Origin of the sequence: Mycobacterium spongiae, from assembly GCF_018278905.1 — a bacterium.
Lineage (GTDB): Bacteria > Actinomycetota > Actinomycetes > Mycobacteriales > Mycobacteriaceae > Mycobacterium > Mycobacterium spongiae.
Genome location: NZ_CP046600.1, coordinates 2,449,622 through 2,470,090, shown reverse-complemented (window position 1 = coordinate 2,470,090; position 20,469 = coordinate 2,449,622). Strand labels below are relative to the sequence as shown.

17 protein-coding genes and 1 pseudogene are annotated in these 20,469 nt (G+C 64.9%); 4 read left to right on the top strand and 14 right to left on the bottom strand.

Features of this window, described 5'->3' with window-relative positions; all coding sequences use genetic code 11:
* Positions 1-81 precede the first annotated feature (81 nt).
* Positions 82-1,713 (top strand): thiol reductant ABC exporter subunit CydD, encoded by a 1,632-nt coding sequence (gene cydD / locus F6B93_RS10110; protein WP_425518538.1) that lies wholly within the window; start codon positions 82-84, stop codon positions 1,711-1,713.
* Positions 1,714-1,957: 244 nt separating this feature from the next.
* On the top strand, positions 1,958-3,676 hold the full coding sequence (gene cydC, locus F6B93_RS10100; protein ID WP_211698975.1) for a thiol reductant ABC exporter subunit CydC: 1,719 nt from the start codon (positions 1,958-1,960) through the stop codon (positions 3,674-3,676).
* On the opposite strand, the gene F6B93_RS10095 is transcribed toward cydC, so the two are convergent.
* The 11 genes and pseudogenes from F6B93_RS10095 to F6B93_RS10045 form a co-directional block, all read right to left on the bottom strand.
* Positions 3,673-5,049, bottom strand: a complete 1,377-nt coding sequence (locus F6B93_RS10095) for a bifunctional lysylphosphatidylglycerol flippase/synthetase MprF (RefSeq protein ID WP_246541120.1) — start codon at positions 5,047-5,049, stop codon at positions 3,673-3,675. The two genes, cydC and F6B93_RS10095, sit on opposite strands and share 4 nt — an antisense overlap.
* A gap of 183 nt (positions 5,050-5,232) precedes the next feature.
* A complete protein-coding gene (locus tag F6B93_RS10090; protein ID WP_211698973.1) occupies positions 5,233-6,099 on the bottom strand; it encodes an acyl-CoA thioesterase II in 867 nt (288 codons plus the stop codon).
* 107 nt (positions 6,100-6,206) lie between these two features.
* Entirely contained in the window at positions 6,207-7,625 is a 1,419-nt protein-coding gene (gene pyk, locus F6B93_RS10085; RefSeq protein ID WP_211698972.1) for a pyruvate kinase, read from the bottom strand.
* A 61-nt stretch (positions 7,626-7,686) separates the two neighbouring features.
* Positions 7,687-8,121, bottom strand: a complete 435-nt coding sequence (locus tag F6B93_RS10080) for a DUF2752 domain-containing protein (RefSeq protein WP_211698971.1) — start codon at positions 8,119-8,121, stop codon at positions 7,687-7,689.
* On the bottom strand, positions 8,111-8,503 hold the full coding sequence (locus tag F6B93_RS10075; RefSeq protein ID WP_246541056.1) for an NINE protein: 393 nt from the start codon (positions 8,501-8,503) through the stop codon (positions 8,111-8,113). The genes F6B93_RS10080 and F6B93_RS10075 overlap by 11 nt, the downstream gene beginning before the upstream one ends.
* A 951-nt stretch (positions 8,504-9,454) precedes the next feature.
* A pseudogene (locus tag F6B93_RS23735) lies at positions 9,455-10,843 on the bottom strand (prolipoprotein diacylglyceryl transferase); the annotation flags it as partial.
* Positions 10,840-11,652 (bottom strand): tryptophan synthase subunit alpha, encoded by an 813-nt coding sequence (trpA, locus tag F6B93_RS10065; RefSeq protein ID WP_211698968.1) that lies wholly within the window; start codon positions 11,650-11,652, stop codon positions 10,840-10,842. The gene trpA and the pseudogene F6B93_RS23735, both read right to left, overlap by 4 nt.
* The gene (gene trpB, locus F6B93_RS10060) at positions 11,652-12,929 is read right to left on the bottom strand and encodes a tryptophan synthase subunit beta (protein ID WP_211698967.1); all 1,278 of its coding nucleotides are present in this window, start codon (positions 12,927-12,929) and stop codon (positions 11,652-11,654) included. The genes trpA and trpB overlap by 1 nt, the downstream gene beginning before the upstream one ends.
* A gap of 35 nt (positions 12,930-12,964) precedes the next feature.
* Entirely contained in the window at positions 12,965-13,783 is an 819-nt protein-coding gene (gene trpC, locus F6B93_RS10055; RefSeq protein WP_211698966.1) for an indole-3-glycerol phosphate synthase TrpC, read from the bottom strand.
* 89 nt (positions 13,784-13,872) lie between these two features.
* Positions 13,873-14,469: a TIGR02234 family membrane protein gene (locus F6B93_RS10050; RefSeq protein WP_246541119.1), complete on the bottom strand. Its 597-nt coding sequence runs from the start codon at positions 14,467-14,469 to the stop codon at positions 13,873-13,875.
* 91 nt (positions 14,470-14,560) lie between these two features.
* Positions 14,561-16,102: an anthranilate synthase component I gene (locus F6B93_RS10045; protein ID WP_211698964.1), complete on the bottom strand. Its 1,542-nt coding sequence runs from the start codon at positions 16,100-16,102 to the stop codon at positions 14,561-14,563.
* 80 nt (positions 16,103-16,182) lie between these two features.
* Between F6B93_RS10045 and F6B93_RS10040 the strand changes: the two genes are divergently transcribed.
* Both F6B93_RS10040 and F6B93_RS10035 read left to right on the top strand, forming a co-directional pair.
* Entirely contained in the window at positions 16,183-16,644 is a 462-nt protein-coding gene (locus F6B93_RS10040) for a peroxiredoxin (RefSeq protein ID WP_211698963.1), read from the top strand.
* 318 nt (positions 16,645-16,962) lie between these two features.
* The gene (locus tag F6B93_RS10035) at positions 16,963-18,498 is read left to right on the top strand and encodes a serine/threonine-protein kinase (protein ID WP_211698962.1); all 1,536 of its coding nucleotides are present in this window, start codon (positions 16,963-16,965) and stop codon (positions 18,496-18,498) included.
* A 30-nt stretch (positions 18,499-18,528) separates the two neighbouring features.
* Here F6B93_RS10035 and hisI read toward each other — a convergent pair whose 3' ends face one another.
* The 3 genes from hisI to F6B93_RS10020 are packed head-to-tail and all read right to left on the bottom strand — an operon-like array spanning position 18,529 to position 20,466.
* Positions 18,529-18,876 carry a phosphoribosyl-AMP cyclohydrolase gene (gene hisI, locus F6B93_RS10030; protein ID WP_211698961.1) on the bottom strand — a complete coding sequence of 116 codons (348 nt, stop codon included), beginning with the start codon at positions 18,874-18,876 and terminating at the stop codon, positions 18,529-18,531.
* Positions 18,873-19,670 (bottom strand): imidazole glycerol phosphate synthase subunit HisF, encoded by a 798-nt coding sequence (hisF, locus tag F6B93_RS10025; RefSeq protein WP_211698960.1) that lies wholly within the window; start codon positions 19,668-19,670, stop codon positions 18,873-18,875. The genes hisI and hisF overlap by 4 nt, the downstream gene beginning before the upstream one ends.
* A 1-nt stretch (position 19,671) precedes the next feature.
* Positions 19,672-20,466, bottom strand: a complete 795-nt coding sequence (locus F6B93_RS10020) for an inositol monophosphatase family protein (protein ID WP_246541118.1) — start codon at positions 20,464-20,466, stop codon at positions 19,672-19,674.
* Positions 20,467-20,469 lie beyond the last annotated feature (3 nt).

Sequence of the window (20,469 nt, the reverse complement as noted above, 5' to 3'; positions counted from 1 at the left end):
ACCGACACACCACCAGGTTCGAGAGCGCGGGGGCCCATCGATCCCCGACTGTGGCGAGCGTCGACCGCGGTCCGCGGCTACCTGATCTCGGCGGTGGCAAGCGGACTCGTGATTGCCGGCTGCGCGATCGGCTCGGCAATTGTGCTCGCAGGCATCGTCGCTCACGTCGTCAGCGATCCCGCAAACCCCGCGATATCCAACCTGGACTACTGGCTGAGACCGCTGTCCATGCTGGGGGCTCTTTGGGGGCTGCGCGCAGTGACGCATTGGCTGCAAGCACGACTAGGCCAACGCGGGGCCAGCGCGGTGATCGCGGATCTGTCCGGTCAGGTGCTGACCGCGGTGACCGGCCGCCCGCCCAACGAACTTGCACAACAGCGCGATGCGGCTGCGGTGCTGGTCACCCGTGGCCTTGACAGCTTGCGGCCCTACTTCACCGGGTACCTGCCGGCACTGCTGCTCGCCGCCATCCTCACCCCGGGCACCGTCGTCGTGATCGCCGCGTACGACCTGAAATCGACGGCGATTGTGCTGATTACGCTGCCGCTCATACCGATCTTCATGGTGTTGATCGGGCTGGCGACGGCGGAACGCTCAGCGGCCGCGCTGACCGCGATGACTACTCTGCAGGCGCGCGTGCTGGATTTGATCGCCGGTATCCCCACCCTACGGGCGGTTGGCCGCGCAGCCGGCCCGGAGCGGCGGATCACGGAATTGGCTGCCGCGCATCGGCGGTCGGCGATGGCGTCGCTGCGAATCGCGTTCCTGTCGGCGCTGGTCCTTGAACTGCTCGCCAGCCTCAGTGTCGCTCTGATCGCGGTTGGCATCGGTCTTCGGCTGGTGTTCGGCGAAATGAGCCTCACTGTTGGTTTGACAGTCTTACTTCTTGCGCCGGATGTGTACTGGCCCATGCGGCGCATAGGAGTGGAATTCCATGCCGCACAGGACGGCAAAGCTGCGGCGGACAAGGCGTTTGAGCTTGTCGGCGAGCCGATTGCCGCCCCACCCAGTCAGCGGGCTCCGCTACAGACCGTAGCCGCGCGCGGTGCGACGATTCGCCTGGAGCAACTCGGTGTCGCCGGCCGAGACGGCCGAGCCCCGAATGATCTGACGGCGGAGATCCAACCCGGACAGGTAACGGTGCTGACCGGGCCAAACGGCGCGGGCAAAAGTACCGCGCTGCACGCGATCGCCGGCCTCACCGTCCCGTCGGTAGGCCGAATCACCGTGGACGGGGTCGATGTCGGCGACTTGGAGCCTGCCGCGTGGTGGCGCCAATTGTCCTGGCTGCCGCAACGTCCGGTGTTGGTCCCCGGAACCGTCTATGACAACCTGATTCTGCTCGGCGAGTTGGATGATGTCGAAAGAGCTTGTGTGGCATCCGGATTTGATCGCGTGCTGGCCGAGTTGCCCGGAGGTCTGGATACCCGGCTAGGCGGCGGCGGCGTCGGATTGTCCCTGGGGCAGCGACAACGATTGGGCTTGGCCCGCGCGCTTGGATCCCGGGCTCCGGTGCTGCTGCTCGATGAGCCCACCGCCCACCTTGATGCCGAAGCCGAGCAGCGCGTATTGCGGTCCATCGTGGCGCGCGCCCACACCGGCGCGACCGTGGTGGTGGTCGGCCACCGCAAGCGAGTCAAGGCCATTGGCGACCGGGTCGTCGAGGTGACCTCATTATCGACGGATCGTGAAGCGAATCATGCGCCAACCTGATCCCGCGGCTGCGGCGATCGCAAGCGCGGCGCAGCCGGGCGCAGCGGGTCGCCGCCAAACAACCGACGCGATCGCAAGCGCGGCGCAGCCGGGCGCAGCGGGTCGCCGCCAAACAACCGACGCGATCGCAAGCGCGGCGCAGCCGGGCGCAGCGGGTCGCCGCCAAACAACCGACGCGATCGCAAGCGCGGCGCAGCCGGGCGCAGTCCCCCGCAAGCGGGTGGTACCCCCAGGTCGCCGCCACATGGCCGACGCGATCGCAAGCGCGGCGGAGCCGGGCGCAGTCCCCCGCAAGCGGGTGGTACCCCCAGGTCGCCGCCAAGAGCGGGTCCTCCTCACCGCGGCTGCCCTGTTGCGTCCACGATTGCGACGGCTCCTGGCGGCCATCGCGCTCGGAGTGCTGTCGCTGAGCAGTGCCCTGGCACTGGCCGGGGTGTCGGCGTGGCTGATCACCCGAGCCTGGCAGATGCCGCCCGTGCTGGATTTGTCCATCGCGGTCGTGGCGGTACGGACGTTCGCGATCTCGCGGGGTGTTCTGCACTATTGCGAGCGATTGGCCACCCATAGCACCGCTCTCGGGGCTGCTAGTACTGTCCGCACGCAGATCTACCGCCGGCTTGCCAGCGGCCCTGCGGCGACTGCCGCCCGCTTGCCGAGCGGGGAACTGGTGGCCCGCGTCGGTGCCGACGTGGATGAACTGGCCAATGTGTTGGTCCGTGCTGTGGTACCGATTGGCGTCGCCGGGGTACTTGCGGTGACGGCGACCGCAGTAGTTGCGGTCATTTCGCTCTCGGCGGGCGCCATACTAGCCAGCTGCCTATTTCTGGCCGGCGTCGTTGCACCCGCTCTCGCCGCGAAGGCCGCCGCGTCCCAGGAAGCGATGGCGCGGCACCATCACTCCGGGCGCGATACGTCGGCGATGCTGGCGCTTGACTACGCCCCGCAGCTGCGTGTTGCGGGGATTCTGCCCCATGTCGTCGCCGAAGCCCACCGGCGGCAGATTGCTTGGGGCCACGCCCTCGACGCGGCAGCACGACCCGCGGCCATCTCGCAAGCAATGCCCACCGCTGCGATCGGGATCAGCGTTCTGGGCGCCGTGGCGGCCGGCATCGCCCTGGCCCCGACGGCCGCCCCCACCACGTTGGCCGTGCTGATGCTGTTGCCGTTGTCGGCATTCGAGGCGACAGTGCCCCTACCGGCCGCGGCCGTCCAGCTGACTCGGTCGCGGATGGCGGCGCTTCGCCTGCTCGATCTGACCACGCCAGACGGCGTCGGCGTCACTGGATCCGCCCAACCGGTCTCACTCCCCGCCGGCCCTGGGCGGCTATCCGCCGACGTATGCGTGGGCCACCGGCAGACGCGCTCGGACCTGGTGACGGTTGACCTACCACCCGGCTCCCGGCTGGCAGTCACAGGCCCCACCGGCGGCGGTAAGACCACGTTGCTGATGACCCTCGCGGGACTCCTGCCGGCGTTGCACGGGCAGGTGAGGTTGGACGGAGTCGCCCTGAGTGACTTCGATAGCGATGAATTGCATAGCACTGTCAGCTTTTTCGCTGAGGACGCACACCTCTTCGCTACGACAGTCCGCGATAACCTGCTTGTCGCGCGGGGCGACTGCAGAGACGACGAACTGGCCAGGGCGCTGGACCGGGTGGGCCTCGGCGAATGGCTTAACAATCTGCCCGTCGGCCTGTCGACGGTGCTCACCGGAGGAGCACAGGCGGTCTCGGCGGGCCAACGCAGAAGACTGCTCCTCGCGCGGGCGGTGCTCTCCCCCGCCAGGATCGTGCTGCTCGACGAACCCACCGAGCACCTGGAGGCCGCTGAGGCCGAGGATGTGCTGCGCGATCTGTTGGCCCCCACCTCCGACCTGATGACCGCGGGACGAACCGTGGTAGTGGCGACGCACCACTTGCCCAACGATTCTGGCTGTGCCGAGTTGCGTATTGACTCGGCTTAGAGGTGTCGGCGGCGCGGCAAGAATTCCAGCGACAGCAGCACAAGCGCGAACGGCATGACATGAGTCGGGGAAATCAGCGCATAGCGCCGGGCGTCCAAAGCATGGAACTTGCGCAGGTACCGGTACAACGACTCCAGCGCGATCAGCGGGTCGAGAAGATGAATCAATATGTAGAAGAAGTATTGCAGCCGGCTACGGTCTGGTTGGTCGAAGATCTCCGGAAAGGCCGCAAATGCTAGCGATACTCGCAGTGCCCCAGCCTCTTTGGCTGCGGCGATCATGTCGATACTCAGTCGTTCGTCGATTCCATTGGGCGCGCCGCGTCGACGCCGAGGGACATCCAGGGAGACCTCCTTACCGCCACCTGCCGTCGTGAACCGGTGGAAGCCCAGCACCCGCCCCGAGGCGTCTCTGGCAACGATCAGCTCGACCCCGGGGTAGCGGCCTTCCAACACGCCGTCCAGGTTCATGCAAAACCCGCGATCGGTGCGCGACCCCTTGGGTGAGGCCGACAGCACCTCGGCGAGCTCCGCGCGCTGAATGTCGTCGAGAGCCTGCTCGGCCACGATTTCGGTCGTGATGCCGAAGTTGTGGGTGCGCTGAACCGCTTGACGCAGATTGCGGAATTTGCGACCCATCATCGTGAAGCTGGTCACGTCGATGACGACATCGCGACCGAAAGGTATTGGCCGCAGCGACTGTCCGAGAACGCCGGGGTCGTTCCACAGCGGGAGCCGGCGCTCGCTGCAACCCACAACCGCGATCCGCCAACCACGGGTATGACACATGGCGGCGAAGTCGGCGACCAGCCCGACGAACTGCTTCTCCTCCCCGAGCGGATCACCACTGACTACGGCGAACCCCATCCTGGTGCGGTACGCCAGCGCCGCGGTACCGGCCGGGCTGAAGTGGTAGCTCTTACCCGCCTGCATCGCGAAGGGCGCCAGCGGGTCTTCGGCGGTGGCATTGATCAGCGCCCACACGCGCGGCAGGTCTTCGGGCCGGGGCCGCGCCGACGTCGGCCACATCAACACCAGCCCAGACCCGACGATGAGCACATCGCCGAACACATCGAGAGACACCACATGGGCGCCTAGACCCGCGATCAGTACCAATGCCGCTCCCGCGGCGTGCAGAGCGGTCACCGGACGACCCAGGAAGATCCCCCGGGCGATCAGCGCAACCGCGGCCAAAACGGTGAGCGACCAACCCAACCGGCCCGCGGCTTCCCAGGCGCCGTCTTGGTAGTCACGCGCAAGCAGCGCGATCAACCAGCACGTCGAGGACAGCAACGCCACAGCGCCGATGCAGCGGACGGTGAGCGAATCGACGTGAACGACGACGATTTCCTCCAGGCGGTCGAGCGCAGGCACCTTCGGCGCGACATCGACTAAGGACTCGTTTCCCGCCACCGCCTGCCACCTCCCCACTTGCGCTCCGAAGTTGGCGGCGTCCGCCTCATCATCGTCGGGCGCCGGCCGATACCCGGCTAACAGGAACGTTACGCCTGGTCACCACCATGCTGAGCCGAAATCACCGCCGGTGTCCGGCTTTGTCTATCGGCGGGAGGCGGGAAAGTACTTCAATACGCCTTCCTGGACGACCGTGGCGATCAGTTCCCCGGAGCGATCGAAGAAATGGCCGGCACCCAGCCCGCGTGAATCCGCGGCGACCGGGGAGGACGTCGAATACAACACCCAGTCATCGAAGTTGACCTGGCGATGAAACCAGACCGAGTGATTCGCCGATGCCGCAAAGATACGATCGAAACCCCAGGAGAGACCGTGGGTGGTGATGACCGAGTCCAGCACGGTCGTATCCGAGGAGTACAGCATCACCGCCGTGTGCAGCATCGTGCTGGCCGGCATCGCGCCCGAAGCTTTGACCCAGACCCGGTTGTAGGCAAGCCGATCACCCTTGTCCCGCATTATCCAGGCCGGATCGTTGGTATAGCGCCATTCGATCGGTTGCAGCGCGTTGACGAAATGCGGAACGGTCTCCTCATAGCCACGCAATAGTGCGCCGATCGACGGCCGCGTATCGGGCTCGGCTACCGTCGGCGGCTCCACGGCGTGCTCAAGCCCCGGACCTCCAGACATGTAGGAGATCATCGCCGAGGACAACAGCACGCCGTCCTGCACCGCGTCGACCCGCCGGTTGGCGAAGCGCCGTTCATCACGCAGGCGTACCACCTGGAATTCGATGTCCTTGGTCGTATCACCGCCGTTGACGAAGTGCACGGACAGCGCACTGGGCGGAAGGTCATCCCGGGTCAACGTGCGGGTGCTCGCGACAAACGACTGCGCTATGAGCTGTCCACCGAATGTCCGCATCGGATTCTTGCTGGGATGGGACCCGATGAATACATCATCCGCGGCGGCCTTGAGATCCAATACCGCCAAGAGTTCCTCGAAATCGGACATGCTTGTTGTGAAATCGGACATCAATGCTTCAGGGCTCTTTTCCCAGGTTCGCCTGAGTGCGGGCGGACAGGAGCATGCTCTCGTCGGGGCCCGACCCGGTTGGCCGCCTAGACGTCGTCTTCCCCGATCCGATGCACGTGTATCAGATTGGTCGAGCCTACGGTGCCCGGCGGCGCACCCGCGACGATGACAACCAGGTCACCACGTTTGTAGCGGCCAAGTTCGAGCAACGACTTATCGACCTCGCGGATCATGCCGTCAGTGGACTGCATCTCCGGGACGATGAACGTCTCCGTTCCCCAGGTCATGGCTAGTTGGCTGCGCACTTCGGGCCATGCAGTGAATGCGAGCAACGGCAGCGGGGTATGCAGGCGGGCCAGTCGGCGCACCGTATCACCGGATTGAGTGAATGCCACCAGCGCCTTTGCGTCGAGTCGTTCGCCGATATCCCGGGCGGCATACGAGATCACCCCACGCTTGGTTCGGGGTATGTGCGTCAACGGCGGTGCGGCCGTGGAATTCTCCTCAACCGCGCAGACGATGTTCGACATCGTCCGGACTGCCGCCAGCGGATACTTCCCCACCGAGGTTTCCCCGGACAACATCAGCGCGTCAGCGCCATCGAGTACGGCGTTTGCGACGTCGGAAGCCTCCGCACGGGTGGGCCGCGAATTCTCGATCATCGAGTCCAGCATCTGGGTCGCCACGATGACCGGCTTTGCATTCTCGCGTGCCACCTGGATGGCCCGCTTCTGAACCAGCGGCACCTCTTCGAGCGGCAGCTCGACGCCTAAGTCGCCGCGCGCAACCATGACGGCGTCGAAAGCCAGCACGATAGCTTCCAGATTGTCGATGGCTTCCGGCTTCTCCAGCTTGGCGATCACCGGGACCCGCCGCCCGATCCGATCCATCACCTCGTGGACCAGCTCGACGTCAGACGGTGAGCGAACGAAGGAAAGGGCCACCATGTCGACGCCCAGATTCAGCGCGAAGGTCAGATCCTCGATGTCCTTGTCGGACAGGGCCGGTGCCGACACGTTCATCCCCGGCAGCGAGATCCCCTTGTTGTCGCTGACCGGGCCGCCTTCGGTGACGACGCAGACCACATCATCGCCGTCGATGTGGTCGACCACAAGGCCGATCTTGCCGTCATCGACCAGAACCCGGTCACCGGCTACTGCGTCCTCGGCTAGCCGCTTGTACGTAGTCGAGACCCTGTCGTGGCTGCCTTCGCAGGCCTCGACCGTGATCCGGACCGTTTCACCGTCGGCCCAGTAGGTGGGTCCCCTGGCGAACCGCCCCAGCCGGATTTTGGGGCCTTGTAGGTCGGCAAGCACACCTACTGCGCGGCCAGTAGCGTCAGAGGCCGCGCGAACCCTTTCGTAGGCGGCCTCGTGGTCGCCATAGTTACCATGGCTGAAGTTCATTCGGGCGACGTCCATTCCGGCTTCGACTAGCGCCAGGACCAAGTCGCTTTGCTGCGTGGCCGGCCCGAGAGTGCAGACGATCTTTCCGCGTCTTGTCACGACGACAAAGCATAGTCTCGACGGTGCGGTCGCCGGGCATGTGTCCGGCGCATGGCGCCAACTATCCGCTGATGGACGGCACCAACGGGAAACTGGGCAGGTTGCGCAGCACGGTCCAGGCGATCGTCGTGACCACAACGACAGCCAGCGCCGCCGTCGGCAGCATGGACCGGCCTAGGCGACGGCGCAGCAACACCCAACCGGCGACCAGCGGAAGCCCAACGAGCAGGAAAACATTGTCGTTGACGGCAGCCATGAGATCGGCGTGGAGCAGATCATGTGTCATTCGCAGGCCCCCACACGCCGGGCAGTCCCAACCGGTGAGGAATTTGAAAGGACACGCTGGGTACAACGATGTGGTGTTGTGCGGGTCCGCGAGCGCGATGTAGCCGAGCGCCCCCGCCAGCAGCGCGACCGCACCCACTGTGCCGTAGCGACGAGACGGCGCGGGCCGAGCCCAATCCGCCGGCGCCCCGGTGGCTCGATTAGGTTCCATCGCGCAAGGGGCGACCCCACGGGTCGCTTACCTGGTCGGTCAATATCAACAACGCATCAATCACACCCCAGATGACAGCGCCCAACCCCAGTGTCAGCCAGCCCACCAGCAGCTGCGCGATACCCAACCCCGTGTGCCCGAGATAGATGCGACCGATCCCAACGATGCCGAGCAGGCCGAGCAGCTGCAACAAACCACCGATCGTCTTCGACTTGTCCGAAAAGGGTTGTCCAGTAACAGGATGCCGGCCAAAAGGTGCAGACGGGTCGTAGTAGCCGCCGACTGGCGCATAGTGCTGATTCGGGGGGTATGGCGGAGGATGGCCCGATTGCGGTGGTGGCGGGCTGGACTCTGCAGCGTCGCGCCAGGGCTGATCAGTCACATTGTCAGCATGCCAGATCCACGTCAGCATGCCAGATCCAATCGGCCCCGCGTAAGCCTATCCGTGGTTAGCGGGGCACCACAGCGACTACCGACCTGGCCCCTGGCCACGTCTCAGCCGCAGCCGCCAACGCCGGCGCGTTGAGCCGCTACCCCCCTGTTGCACATCGGGGACCGGCGTTGGAGTTGCCTCCTCATCGCCACCGTCGGGGGACGTCGCGTCAGCCGCCGTCTCGGCAGCGGCTTCTACGGACGCAGTATCAGTCGCTTCGGGCTCAGCATCGTTCGGTTCCGCGGCTGCCGACTCCGCAACTTCCGTTTTGGCCGCGTCAACGCTTGGTTCGATAGTGTCCGCCGCTTTGGGTTGCGTGTCGACCGCCTCGGGCTCGGTGAGCGCAGCCGAGGCTTGTCCTGGAGTGTCTGCGGCCTCGGCCGCTTCTGACTCCGGCTCCGCTTCTGACTCCGGCTCCGCTTCTGACTCCGGCTCCGCGAGGTCAGCCTCCGCGACTCCAGCCTCCGCGACGTGAAGATCCGCGAGTTGAGCCTCTTCGGCCGCAACCTCGCCGACTTCAGAGTCTTCGACTTCAGCTTCGGCGACTTCAGCTGCTTCCGCTGCAGACTCTTCGAGCTCGGCCTCTTCGGCCGCGCCCTCGCTGGCCTCGGCCTCGTCGACTTCAGCCTCCGCGGCCGGAGGAACGGCGGCGTCAACTTCGCCGTCAACCTCCCCGGCCGCAACCTCCTGGACTTCACCCGCCCCGACTTGTGCCTCCTCGGGCTCAGCCGCCGCGGCCTCAACCTCGCCGCCCTCACCGTCCCCGGCCGCAATCTCCTCGACTTCACCCGCCCCGACTTGTGCCTCCTCGGGCTCAGCCGCCGCGGCCTCAACCTCGCCGCCCTCACCGTCCCCGGCCGCAATCTCCTCGACTTCACCCGCCCCGACTTCACGCTCCCCGACTTCAGCCTCCTCGGGCTCAGCCGCCGCGGCCTCAACCTCGCCGCCCTCACCCTCCTCGGCCGCAATCTCCTCGACTTCACCCTCCCCGACTTCAGCCTCCTCGCGCTCAGCCGCCGCGGCCTCAACCTCGCCGCCCTCACCGTCCCCGTCCGCAATCTCCTCGACTTCACCCTCCCCGACTTCAGCCTCCTCGCGCTCAGCCACCGCAGCCTCAACCTCGCCGCCCTCAGCCTCGTGGGCATGAGCCTCTTCGGCTCCAGCCTCGACAGCCTCAATCCCGTCGGGCACCGCCTGATCTGCTGGCTCGGCGACCTCAGCCGCGACGGTTTCGGGCTCCGCGACTTCGGTCGTCACGGTGTCCAGCTCGGCGACTTCGGTGGATTGTCGGGACTGCGTCGAATCGGTTAGATCGTCGTCGACGCCTGCGGCCACCGTAGCCACCACGGTCGTACCAGAAGCCGCCGCGACAGCAGCGAGTTCGGGTGCGGACTCTGGTTCCGGCGGTTCCTCGGAGCCATAGTCGCCACGTACCGTGCGTGGATCCTCACGGCCCTTCGGAGCCAGGATGACGTAGACCATGGCTCCGATGAACACGAACGTTGATGTGAACGAATTGATCCGGATACCCGCAATGTGCGTGGCGACGTCGTCACGCAACAGCTCCACAAAGAATCGGCCAAGGCAATACAAAGCGACGTACAGCCCGAACAGTCGCCCGTGGCCGATAGTGAATCGGCGATCGATGTAGAGCAATGCGACGAATACCAGCACGTTCCACAGCAGCTCATAGAGGAAGGTTGGCTGCACGACGAGGGCCACCTGCCCGGTCGAGACACCCTCGAGCGAGTGAACATCGATGTATCCGGCCGGATCACGACGATAGAAGATCTCCAAGCCCCACGGCATCACTGTCTCCCGGCCGTAAAGCTCCTGATTGAAATAGTTCCCGAGCCGGCCTATGGCTTGCGCCAGCACAAGTCCGGGCGCGACCGCGTCCATGAACACCGGTAGTGGAACCCGGCGAAGCCGACAGCCAATCCATGCGCCCACCACACCAAGGGCTACTGCGCCCCAGATGCCCAAGCCCCCATCCCAGATTCGCAACGCCGCAGCGAATCCGGCGCCATCTTGGCCGAAGTATGTTTGCCAATCGGTAGCTAGGTGATAGAGACGGCCACCGATCAAACCGAAAGGGACCGCCCACAATGCGATGTCATAGATCGCGCCGCGCTCACCACCGCGGGCCGCAAAACGTCGATCGCCAATCAGCAGCGCGACAATGATCCCGGTAATGATGAAGACGGCGTAGGCACGGATAGGCAACGGCCCAAGCTCCCACACCCCGCGTGGCGGACTGGGAAAGTACGCCAGCAAGGTCGTCTTCATACTGACGTCCCTTGGCGCACCCCGACGGCAAGTTCCGCGGTCAGCGCATGCAGTTTAGGCAGGCCGTCGGCCAACGCAGACACCAACGCCGAACCGACAATGACTCCGTCGGCATAGCTGCCGATCTGTGCGGCCTGCTCGCGCGACCGCACACCCAAGCCAACTCCAACGGGAATCTCAGACACGGCTTTCACTCTCCCCACCAATTCGGGAGCTCTCTGGGACACCGCGTCACGTGCCCCGGTCACTCCCATCGTCGACGCCGCGTAGACGAATCCGCGTGAAGCTTCCACCGTTGCCGCCAGTCGTTCGGGCGTCGACGATGGTGCCACCAGGAAAATCCGGTCGAGCCGGTTTTCGTCGGATGCTACAAGCCACCGTTGCGCCTCGTCTGGAATAAGGTCGGGGGTGATGAGTCCAGATCCGCCAGCTGATGCCAGATCCCTCGCGAACGCATCAACCCCATAGCGCAGCACAGGATTCCAGTACGTCATCACTACCGCACGTCCACCGGCCGCGGCGATCGACTCAACAGCCGCCAGCGTATCCCGGACTCGCACTCCACCCGCTAGAGCCATCTCCGTGGCTCGCTGAATTGTCGGGCCGTCCATTCCGGGATCCGAATAGGGCACGCCGACTTCAACTATGTCGCAACCAGATTCGACCAACGCGACCATGGCCTCCACCGACGTAGGCACATCGGGAAATCCAGTCGGCAGATAGCCGATGAGCGCCGCGCGATTGTCAGCTCGGCACGACTGGAAAACAGGCGCAAGCCTGCTAACTTCGCGTTGCTCCACACTCATCATCAATCCGAATTGTCCGCGTCGGCGTCGTTCGTCAGGAGGCCGAACCATTTGGCGGCCGTCTCAACGTCCTTGTCGCCGCGGCCCGACAGATTCACCACAATGACCGCACCGCTACCTAGTTCCGCACCCAACTCGAGGGCACCGGCAACCCCATGCGCCGATTCGATAGCCGGGATGATGCCCTCCATGCGAGATAGCAGGCCAAACGCTTCCATGGCTGCTGAGTCGGTGATCGGTCGGTAGGAGACGCGCCCGCTTTCCATGAGCCAAGCATGCTCGGGCCCCACTCCGGGGTAATCGAGACCGGCTGAGATCGAATGGGATTCGATTGTCTGGCCGTCCGCATCTTGCAGCAGGTACGAGAACGACCCCTGAAAAGCCCCGGGTGAGCCGCCGGTAAATGTCGCCGCGTGCCGACCCGTCTCGACACCGTCGCCGGCCGCCTCGAATCCGACCAAACGAACACCAGGGTCGTCGAGAAATGCGTGAAAGATTCCGATCGCGTTGGATCCACCGCCCACACATGCCACTACAGCATCAGGCAGTCGACCGGCCTGATGCTGGATCTGCACCCGGGCCTCCATGCCGATGATCCGCTGGAAATCGCGCACCATGGTGGGAAATGGATGTGGTCCGGCCGCCGTACCAAAGCAGTAGTAGGTGTCGTCCGCGTTGGTTACCCAATCCCGAAACGCCTCATTGATAGCGTCTTTGAGCGTTTTCGAGCCGGTCTCCACCGAGATCACTTCGGCCCCAAGTAGTCGCATCCGCGCCACGTTGAGCGCCTGGCGCGCAGTGTCGACGGCACCCATGTAGATGACACAGTCCAGACCGAGCAACGCACACGCGGTGGCCGTGGCCACGCCGTGCTGGCCGGCACCCGTCTCCGCGATCACGCGAGTCTTGCCCATCCTGCGCGCCAGCAGCGCCTGACCAAGAACATTGTTGATCTTATGAGAACCGGTGTGGTTCAGGTCTTCTCGCTTCAAGAAGATCCGCGCCGACCCGAGGTGCTCGCTGAGCCGAGTCGCCTCATAGAGCGGGGATGGCCGGCCGGCGTAGTGCGCTTGCAGATGATCGAGGGTCTCTAGGAAATCCGGGTCCACACGTTCTTTTTCGTAGGCCGCCGTCACCTCTTCGATGACAGCCATCAGGGCCTCCGGAACGTAACGACCGCCGTAGACGCCGAAATGCCCGCGCGGATCCGGGTCGTGTCTTGTGGGCTCGGCGATCGCAGCACTCGTGCGTGGAATACCCGGGCGGGAAAGATCTGCCATCACCAAGACTCGACGCGCACGCGACTCACCGATAACTAGCGAGCCGGTTTCGGACAGGACGGGTGGGTGCCCGCGGTCACCAGATCGGCAACTGCGGCGCGCGGGTCGCCGCTCTTCACCAGACCCTCACCGACCAGGACAGCATCTGCACCCGCACCGGCATACGCCAAGAGATCGCCGGTGCCCCGCACGCCGGATTCAGCAATCCGGATCACATTGCTGGGTAGCCCAGGCGCGATACGCGCAAAGCAGTCACGGTCGACCGCCAGCGTCATGAGATCACGAGCGTTGACGCCGATTACCTTGGCTCCGGCTTTCAGCGCCCGGTCAGCTTCCTGCTCAGTGTGGACCTCAACAAGGGCTGTCATACCCAGCGATTCAGTGCGATCCAGCATCGACACCAACGCCGACTGATCCAAAGCGGCAACGATGAGCAACAACATGTCCGCACCGTGCGCGCGCGCTTCGTGAATCTGATACGGCTGCACCACAAAGTCTTTGCGCAAAAGCGGAACCGACACCGACGCCCGTACCGCGTCAAGGTCATCGAGCGAGCCGTGAAAACGCCGCTCCTCGGTCAAAACGCTGATGATGCGGGCACCGCCATCCTCGTACGCCCGGGCTAGTTTCGCTGCATCAGCGATAGGCGCCAGCGGGCCTTTCGAGGGGCTAGCACGCTTGACCTCTGCGATGACACCGATACCAGGCTCACGCAAGGAAGCCATCACGTCGAGTGGCGGCGGTGCGGCAGCTGCGGCCGCTTTGATCTCCGACAGGCTGATACGAGCTTCACGCGCGGCAACATCTGCCCGGACTCCCTCAAGGAGGGAGTCAAGCACGGTTGCCGGACTCATGCCTGCCGTTTCCCCTTCTACCGGCTCACGGTTCCGCAGCCGATTTCGACGACGTTCATGAAGGGTAGCGACCGTCGGGGCGCCCTCCGTCACCGACCCTCGGTGTCAGCCCCGCGTGGCCGATCGGTGGGGTCACGACCCTCGTCAAGGGCATCCCACATCATTCTCTCCGATATCTCGGGCTCTGTCTCGAGATTGGTCTGCGCAGACCCCACGTCTGCGTCCGCCCCCCGAGCCCGCGAACGCCGGGCGGCCGGCGACGCATATTTGGCGGCGCTGTCGCGGGCAGACCCGGCGTGCGAAGCCGACCGCATCAACACTAAAGCGCCGATCAGGGCACAGATCGCTGCCAGCACAGCGGCCGCCGCACCCCAGTAATGCCGGGAACTTCCCACCAGTGTTACCACCGGTACCCCCGCGAGGTCGGCGCCACGCATTGCGACGTCCGGAATCACCCACAGACTGACGCCAAGATAGCCGGCGGCGAGACTGGCCACTGCCAGCAAGACAGCCAGAACCCGCAGCGGCCAGCCACGCACAGCGAGCGCCGCGACGGCCGCGGCCAGCATCAGCAGCGCCAACGGCGCCAGGGCAGTCGACCACGATGCGCCCGACAGGGTCGTCACCTTCACCGGCCCAAGCTCGTCGAACGATCGAATAACAACCCACGGCGCCCGCGATGCCATCCACAATGCCCCCGCGGCGACCACCAGCAGCAGCTGGGCGGCACCGATCGCGCGGTGACTGGTCAACCCGCGTCGGCGGTCGGGCCGGGCATCAGCCAAGGCGCGAATCCGGAGCTTCAAGAGTTTGGGCGGCGGCGATGGCATTCAACACAGCGCGGGCCTTGTTTCGGGCCTCGTTGTACTCATAGGGCCCGTTGGAATCGGCGACGACTCCACCACCGGCTTGGACGTAAGCTTTGCCATCGCGCATCAGCGCGGTGCGGATGGCAATAGCGAAGTCAGCGTTACCGGCGAAGTCTAGGTAGCCGACTACACCCCCGTAGAGGCCGCGACGGGTCTGCTCTACCTCATCAATAAGCTCCATGGCCCGCACCTTCGGCGCGCCCGACAATGTGCCGGCGGGGAAGCAGGCGGTCACCGCGTCCACGGCAGTCTGGCCTTCACGGAGCACGCCGGTCACCGTGGACACAAGGTGCATCACGTGGCTGTAGCGCTCGATGTGGCTGTAATCCTCGACTCGAACGGTTCCCGGCGTGCAGACCCGACCGAGGTCGTTGCGTCCCAAGTCGACCAGCATCAGGTGTTCGGCGCGTTCCTTGTCGTCGGCAAGCAGCTCCTTTTCAAGCAGCAGGTCCTCTTCGTCGGTCTGACCCCGCCAACGGGTGCCCGCGATCGGATGGGTCGTGGCTTGGCGGTCGTGCACGGTGACGAGCGCCTCCGGACTGGATCCGACGATCGAAAAGTCAATCGCGCCATGCCTATCCGGTACATGGAGCAGATACATGTAGGGGCTTGGGTTGGTGACTCGCAGCACGCGGTACACATCGATCGGATCGACATCGGCATCCATCTCGAACCGCTGCGAGGGCACCACCTGAAAGGCTTCACCGGCCGCGATCTGCTCGACCAGGTATTCAACGATCTTGCCGTATTCCTCACTCGTACGTTGCTCTCGGTACTTCGGATCCGGCCTACTGAACGTGGCCACTGTCGACGGCAGCGGCTGCCCCAGCGCGGCAGTCATCACGTCGAGCCGTGCGACGGCGTCGTCATAGGCCCAGTCGACCCGCTCGTCAGTGCCGTTCCAGTTCACCGCGTTGGCAATCAAGGTGATCGTGCCCTCGTGGTGATCCACCGCGGCTAGGTCTGTGGCCAGCAACAGCGTCATATCCGGTAGCTGGAGGTCATTCGCGGCCAATTCTGGCAAGCGCTCAAGACGCCGCACCAAGTCGTAGGCGAAGAAGCCGACCATGCCGCCGGACAGCGGCGGCAGATCAGACCCACTGGGGGCTGCGGTTGCGAGCAGCTCCAGGGTGGCCCGTAGGGCCGCCAGCGGGTCCCCACCGCCGGGAGCGTCGTTCGGCACCGTACCCAACCATGCCGCTTCGCCGTCTTGCACGGTCAACGCTGTCGGCGCACCGGCGCCGATGAACGACCAGCGCGACCATGACCTGCCGCACTCCGCGGACTCCAGTAAGAAAGTTCCCGCGCGGTTGGCAGCGAGCTTGCGATAGGCCGATAGTGGGGTCTCGCTGTCGGCCAGCACTTTGCGAGTCACCGGCACTACCCGGTGTTCGGCCGCCAGCACCCGAAAATCCGCACGCGAGGTAGTAGCTGCGAGGTTGGTGTGCACCCAAGCATCCTCGCAGATGTGCTGATCAGCCCCCGCCCACCCTGACTCCTCCGCACGCCATACGGCGTAGCCTGACGGCCATGAAGACTGGTGATTCCGTATCCGACTTCGAACTTCCCGACCAGACGGGCACACCACGCAAGCTCAGCGCCTTGCTATCCGACGGGCCGGTGGTGCTGTTCTTCTATCCGGCGGCGATGACACCTGGCTGCACCAAGGAAGCCTGCCACTTCCGTGACTTGGCCGCAGAATTCGCCGACGTCGGGGCCACCCGGGTGGGCATCAGCGTCGATCCGGTGGAAAAGCAGGCCAAGTTCGCCGACACGCAGCATTTCGACTATCCGCTGCTGTCGGACAGCGAAGGCGCGGTCGCCACACAGTTCGGTGTCAAACGCGGTCTGCTGGGCAAGCTGATGCCGGTCAAACGCACGACCTTTGTCATCGGCACCGACCGCACGGTGCTTGCGGTGATCTCTAGCGAGATCAGCATGGACAGCCACGCCGACAAGGCACTCGAGGCGCTGCGCGCCCGCTCTCTTTAGGCAGCCGGACCCTTTGCGGAAACCCGAGGGCCAAGACAACTTGGGCCGCCCTCGCTTCGCTGCACGATGATGAATCCACAAAGCGCGAAACGAGTTGCACCATGGCAGCAGGCCTGATCCAGGCCAGAAAAGTCGGCAATTGCGAACGGTTTTCAATCGCGTTAGCCCACACACGAATTCCACGGAAGGCGCGCAGGCTACGGCCCCATGGAGAGGACGGCGGTGCATTCTGACCTGCGTACGTGACTGGGACTCACCGGAGCACGGTCGTGCCAGGTGGCCCCGACCCCGCATTGTGGGCGCCAGTAGCATGCTCACATGCCGCCATACGATGGCCAACAAGAAGGTTTGCCCGACGGAGTCGGGCAAGTACTCCACGAAGGTCAGGTCTTCGCCGGATACACCATCCTGCGCCGACTCGGGGCCGGCGGAATGGGCGAAGTCTATTTGGCGCAGCACCCACGGCTGCCCCGGCGCGATGCTCTCAAGGTACTGCCCGCCAAGCTGACCGCCGACCCGGAGTTTCGCCAACGTTTCAACCGAGAAGCGGATTTGGCCGCGAACCTATCCAACCAGCACATTGTCGGGATCTATGACCGCGGCGAATTCCACGGACGACTGTGGATCTCCATGGACTACGTGGAGGGAACCGATGCTGCCCGACTGCTGCGCGGCAGGTACCCGTCCGGGATGCCCCGGGCAGACGTGGTCGAGATCGTCTCCGCCGTCGCAGACGCGCTCGATTACGCGCATTCGCGCGGGTTGCTGCATCGTGACGTCAAACCGGCCAACATCTTGCTGGGAGACGCCGATCCACGGCGGCGCATCCTGCTTGCCGACTTCGGCATCGCCCGCGAGCTCGGCGAGATAAGTGGGTTGACGGCGACAAATATGCTGGTTGGGACGACCGCGTACTGCGCTCCTGAGCAACTCCAGGGCTTGGATCCCGACGGGCGTGCTGATCAATATGGGCTCGGGTGTACCGCCTTCAATTTGCTGACCGGCTCCGCCCCGTTTCAGCACTCCAATCCGGCAGTGCTGATCAGCCAGCACCTGTCGATGCCAGCACCCCCGGTCAGCGCGCAGCGACCCGACTTAGCAGACCTCGACGCAGTAATCGCCAAAGCGCTCGCCAAGAACCCTGACGAGCGCTATGCGAGTTGTACGGATTTTGCCGCCGCGCTCAAGGGCCAGGCGAGCCCTGGTTCGACAGTGCCTGAAGGCCCGACAGCAATCATCGCCACACCGACGGCGGCGGTCGCGGCGCCACAGTCGACATCGGAGGCAGAACGCCCTCGCTCGCTGAGACCAGCGCTGCTGATCGCGGCGTTGCTCGCGGTGGCGCTGCTGGCTGTCGCGGTGGTACTCGGTGTCACGTTGCTCAGGAAAGACACCAGCCAGCCCGGTAGCCCGCCTTCACCGACAGCGCAGCCCACCAGCGCCACTGCCCCACCGACGACCCCGGCTCTGCGGCTATCGGGGTACATCACCGATGAATCGGGGGTGTTGGGTCCGATTGAACGCGCCGCCGTACACAGAGCCCTGACCAGGCTCTACGACGAGCGCGGCATCCGGCTCTGGGTGGTGTACGTGAACAATTTTGGCGGCAGCATCCCGCTCATTTGGGCACAGAACACCATGCGTGCCAACAGTTTCACTGCCACCGACGCGATACTCGCAATTGCCACCGACGAGCCGGACTTCGTGTTCCGGGTTCCCGACGCGCTCGTCACCCGACAAGTCATCAAGGTCGAGCTGATACGCAGAGAGCGCATCAGGCCGGCCGTGCTCAGCCGCGAGTGGGCGCGGGCGGCCATTGCCGCAGCGAATGGACTGGGTGCAACACCGGGATAGTCCAAGCGGCTCGACCGGACCAGTATCGCGCTAGTTCTGTTGGGCCAGCAGCACATCGGCGTCGAAGCAGCTGTGATCGCCGGTATGGCAAGCACCGCCGACCTGGTCGACCTCCAGCAACACCGTATCGCCGTCACAGTCCAAGCGCACCGAGTGCACCCGTTGGCGATTCCCAGACGTCGCGCCTTTGATCCACAGTTCGCCACGCGATCTCGAATAGTAGGTGGCCTCACGGGTTCGCAGGGTGCGGGCCAACGCTTCGTCGTTCATCCAGGCGACCATCAGCACGTCGCGACTATCGCGCTCTTGCACGACGGCCGCAAACAACCCGTCGGCGTTGCGCTTCAGGCGCGCGGCGATCGCTGGGTCAAGTGTCATCGCGCGGTAGTCCTCACTGTGATCTTCTCGGTGGCCATGGCAGCCTTCACCTGACCAATTGTCAGCTCCCGGAAGTGAAAGACGCTGGCCGCCAATACCGCATCGGCACCCGCGGCAACCGCGGGCGCAAAGTGCTCCACGGCACCGGCACCGCCGCTGGCGATCACCGGCACCGTGACCGCAGCCCGGACCGCACGCAACATTGGTAGGTCGAATCCGGCCTTGGTGCCGTCAGCGTCCATCGAGTTCAACAAGATCTCCCCCACCCCGAGTTCGGCGCCGCGCGCTGCCCACTCCACGGCGTCGATCCCGGTGCCCTGACGACCGCCATGGGTGGTGACCTCCCAGCCCGACGGCGTCGGGGCCGAGCCCGGACGCACGGTGCGGGCGTCGACAGACAATACGATGCACTGGGAGCCGAACTGCGCGGCCAGGTCGGCCAACAGGTCTGGGCGGGCGATGGCGGCGGTATTGACCGCAACCTTGTCGGCACCGGCGCGCAGCAACACATCGACGTCGGCGACGGCGCGCACCCCGCCGCCGACCGTGAGCGGGATGAACACCTGCTCGGCCGTCCGGCGCACCACCTCCAACATGGTGGCTCTGCCCGACGACGACGCCGTCACGTCGAGGAACGTCAGCTCGTCTGCACCCTCTGCGTCATAGGCTGCGGCCAGCTCTACGGGATCCCCGGCGTCACGGAGGTTCTCGAAATTGACTCCCTTGACGACACGTCCGTCGTCGACGTCCAGGCATGGGATCACACGTACCGCAAGACCGTTCCCCGCGTACATGTCAGTAGTCCTCCGGTTTCCCTGTGCTGCGCAGGACTTCGATGATCTCGTCGTGTACACCCGGCGCCGCCGCGAGGACGGAACACGATTCTGGGGTCCATGGCTCGCCGGCCAGGTCGGTGGCGACACCGCCAGCCGCCCGCACCAACGCAACCCCGGCAGCGTGGTCCCAGACGTGACCACCGAAACTTATTGCACCACCAAGGATTCCGTCAGCTACATAGACTAGGTCGATGCCTGTGGAACCGTGCATGCGCAACCGGGAACACACCCGGCTAAGGTTTTCCAGTACCGCCAGCCGATAGCGTCCGGGGAACCGCCCCCGCGAGTCGGCGCTGAAAGTGCCGACGCCGACCAGCGTAGCGGCGAGCTCGGAGGGAATAAGGCGCGGCTGTGGTGCACCGTTTTTCACCAGGTGACCACCGGCGATCGCGGTGTAGCGCTGGTCAGTGAAGGGCAGCCAGGTCAGGCCGGCCACTGGATCGCCGTGGTGCAGCAAGCCCAAGAGCATCGCAGCCATCGGCGATCCCGCAGCGTAGTTGAATGTGCCGTCAACGGGGTCGAGTACCCACACCAATCCGGAATCGATGGCCGGGCCACCAAACTCCTCGCCGTGCACGCTGATTCCGGTGTCCGCGACCAACGCAGCGACCACCTGCCGCTCAATCGCCAGATCGACCTCAGTGGCGAAGTCGTTGCCCTTCTTCGGGACTGCCGAATCGGCGCGGTGGCCGGCGACAAACGGTTCTGTCGCTGAGTCGAGAATTATCGACGCTCTAGCTACCAGCGAGTCCAGTGC

Bases quoted from the DNA above. Each gene is read 5' to 3' on its own strand.
- cydC (WP_211698975.1), top strand. From the start codon at position 1,958: ATGGCCGACGCGATCGCAAGCGCGGCGGAGCCGGGCGCAGTCCCCCGC.
- F6B93_RS10090 (WP_211698973.1), bottom strand. From the start codon at position 6,099: ATGTCCGATTTCGAGGAACTCTTGGCGGTATTGGATCTCAAGGCCGCC.
- F6B93_RS10080 (WP_211698971.1), bottom strand. From the start codon at position 8,121: ATGGAACCTAATCGAGCCACCGGGGCGCCGGCGGATTGGGCTCGGCCC.
- trpA (WP_211698968.1), bottom strand. From the start codon at position 11,652: ATGATGAGTGTGGAGCAACGCGAAGTTAGCAGGCTTGCGCCTGTTTTC.
- trpB (WP_211698967.1), bottom strand. From the start codon at position 12,929: ATGGCAGATCTTTCCCGCCCGGGTATTCCACGCACGAGTGCTGCGATC.
- trpC (WP_211698966.1), bottom strand. From the start codon at position 13,783: ATGAGTCCGGCAACCGTGCTTGACTCCCTCCTTGAGGGAGTCCGGGCA.
- F6B93_RS10050 (WP_246541119.1), bottom strand. From the start codon at position 14,469: ATGGCATCGCGGGCGCCGTGGGTTGTTATTCGATCGTTCGACGAGCTT.
- F6B93_RS10040 (WP_211698963.1), top strand. From the start codon at position 16,183: ATGAAGACTGGTGATTCCGTATCCGACTTCGAACTTCCCGACCAGACG.
- F6B93_RS10035 (WP_211698962.1), top strand. From the start codon at position 16,963: ATGCCGCCATACGATGGCCAACAAGAAGGTTTGCCCGACGGAGTCGGG.
- hisI (WP_211698961.1), bottom strand. From the start codon at position 18,876: ATGACACTTGACCCAGCGATCGCCGCGCGCCTGAAGCGCAACGCCGAC.
- hisF (WP_211698960.1), bottom strand. From the start codon at position 19,670: ATGTACGCGGGGAACGGTCTTGCGGTACGTGTGATCCCATGCCTGGAC.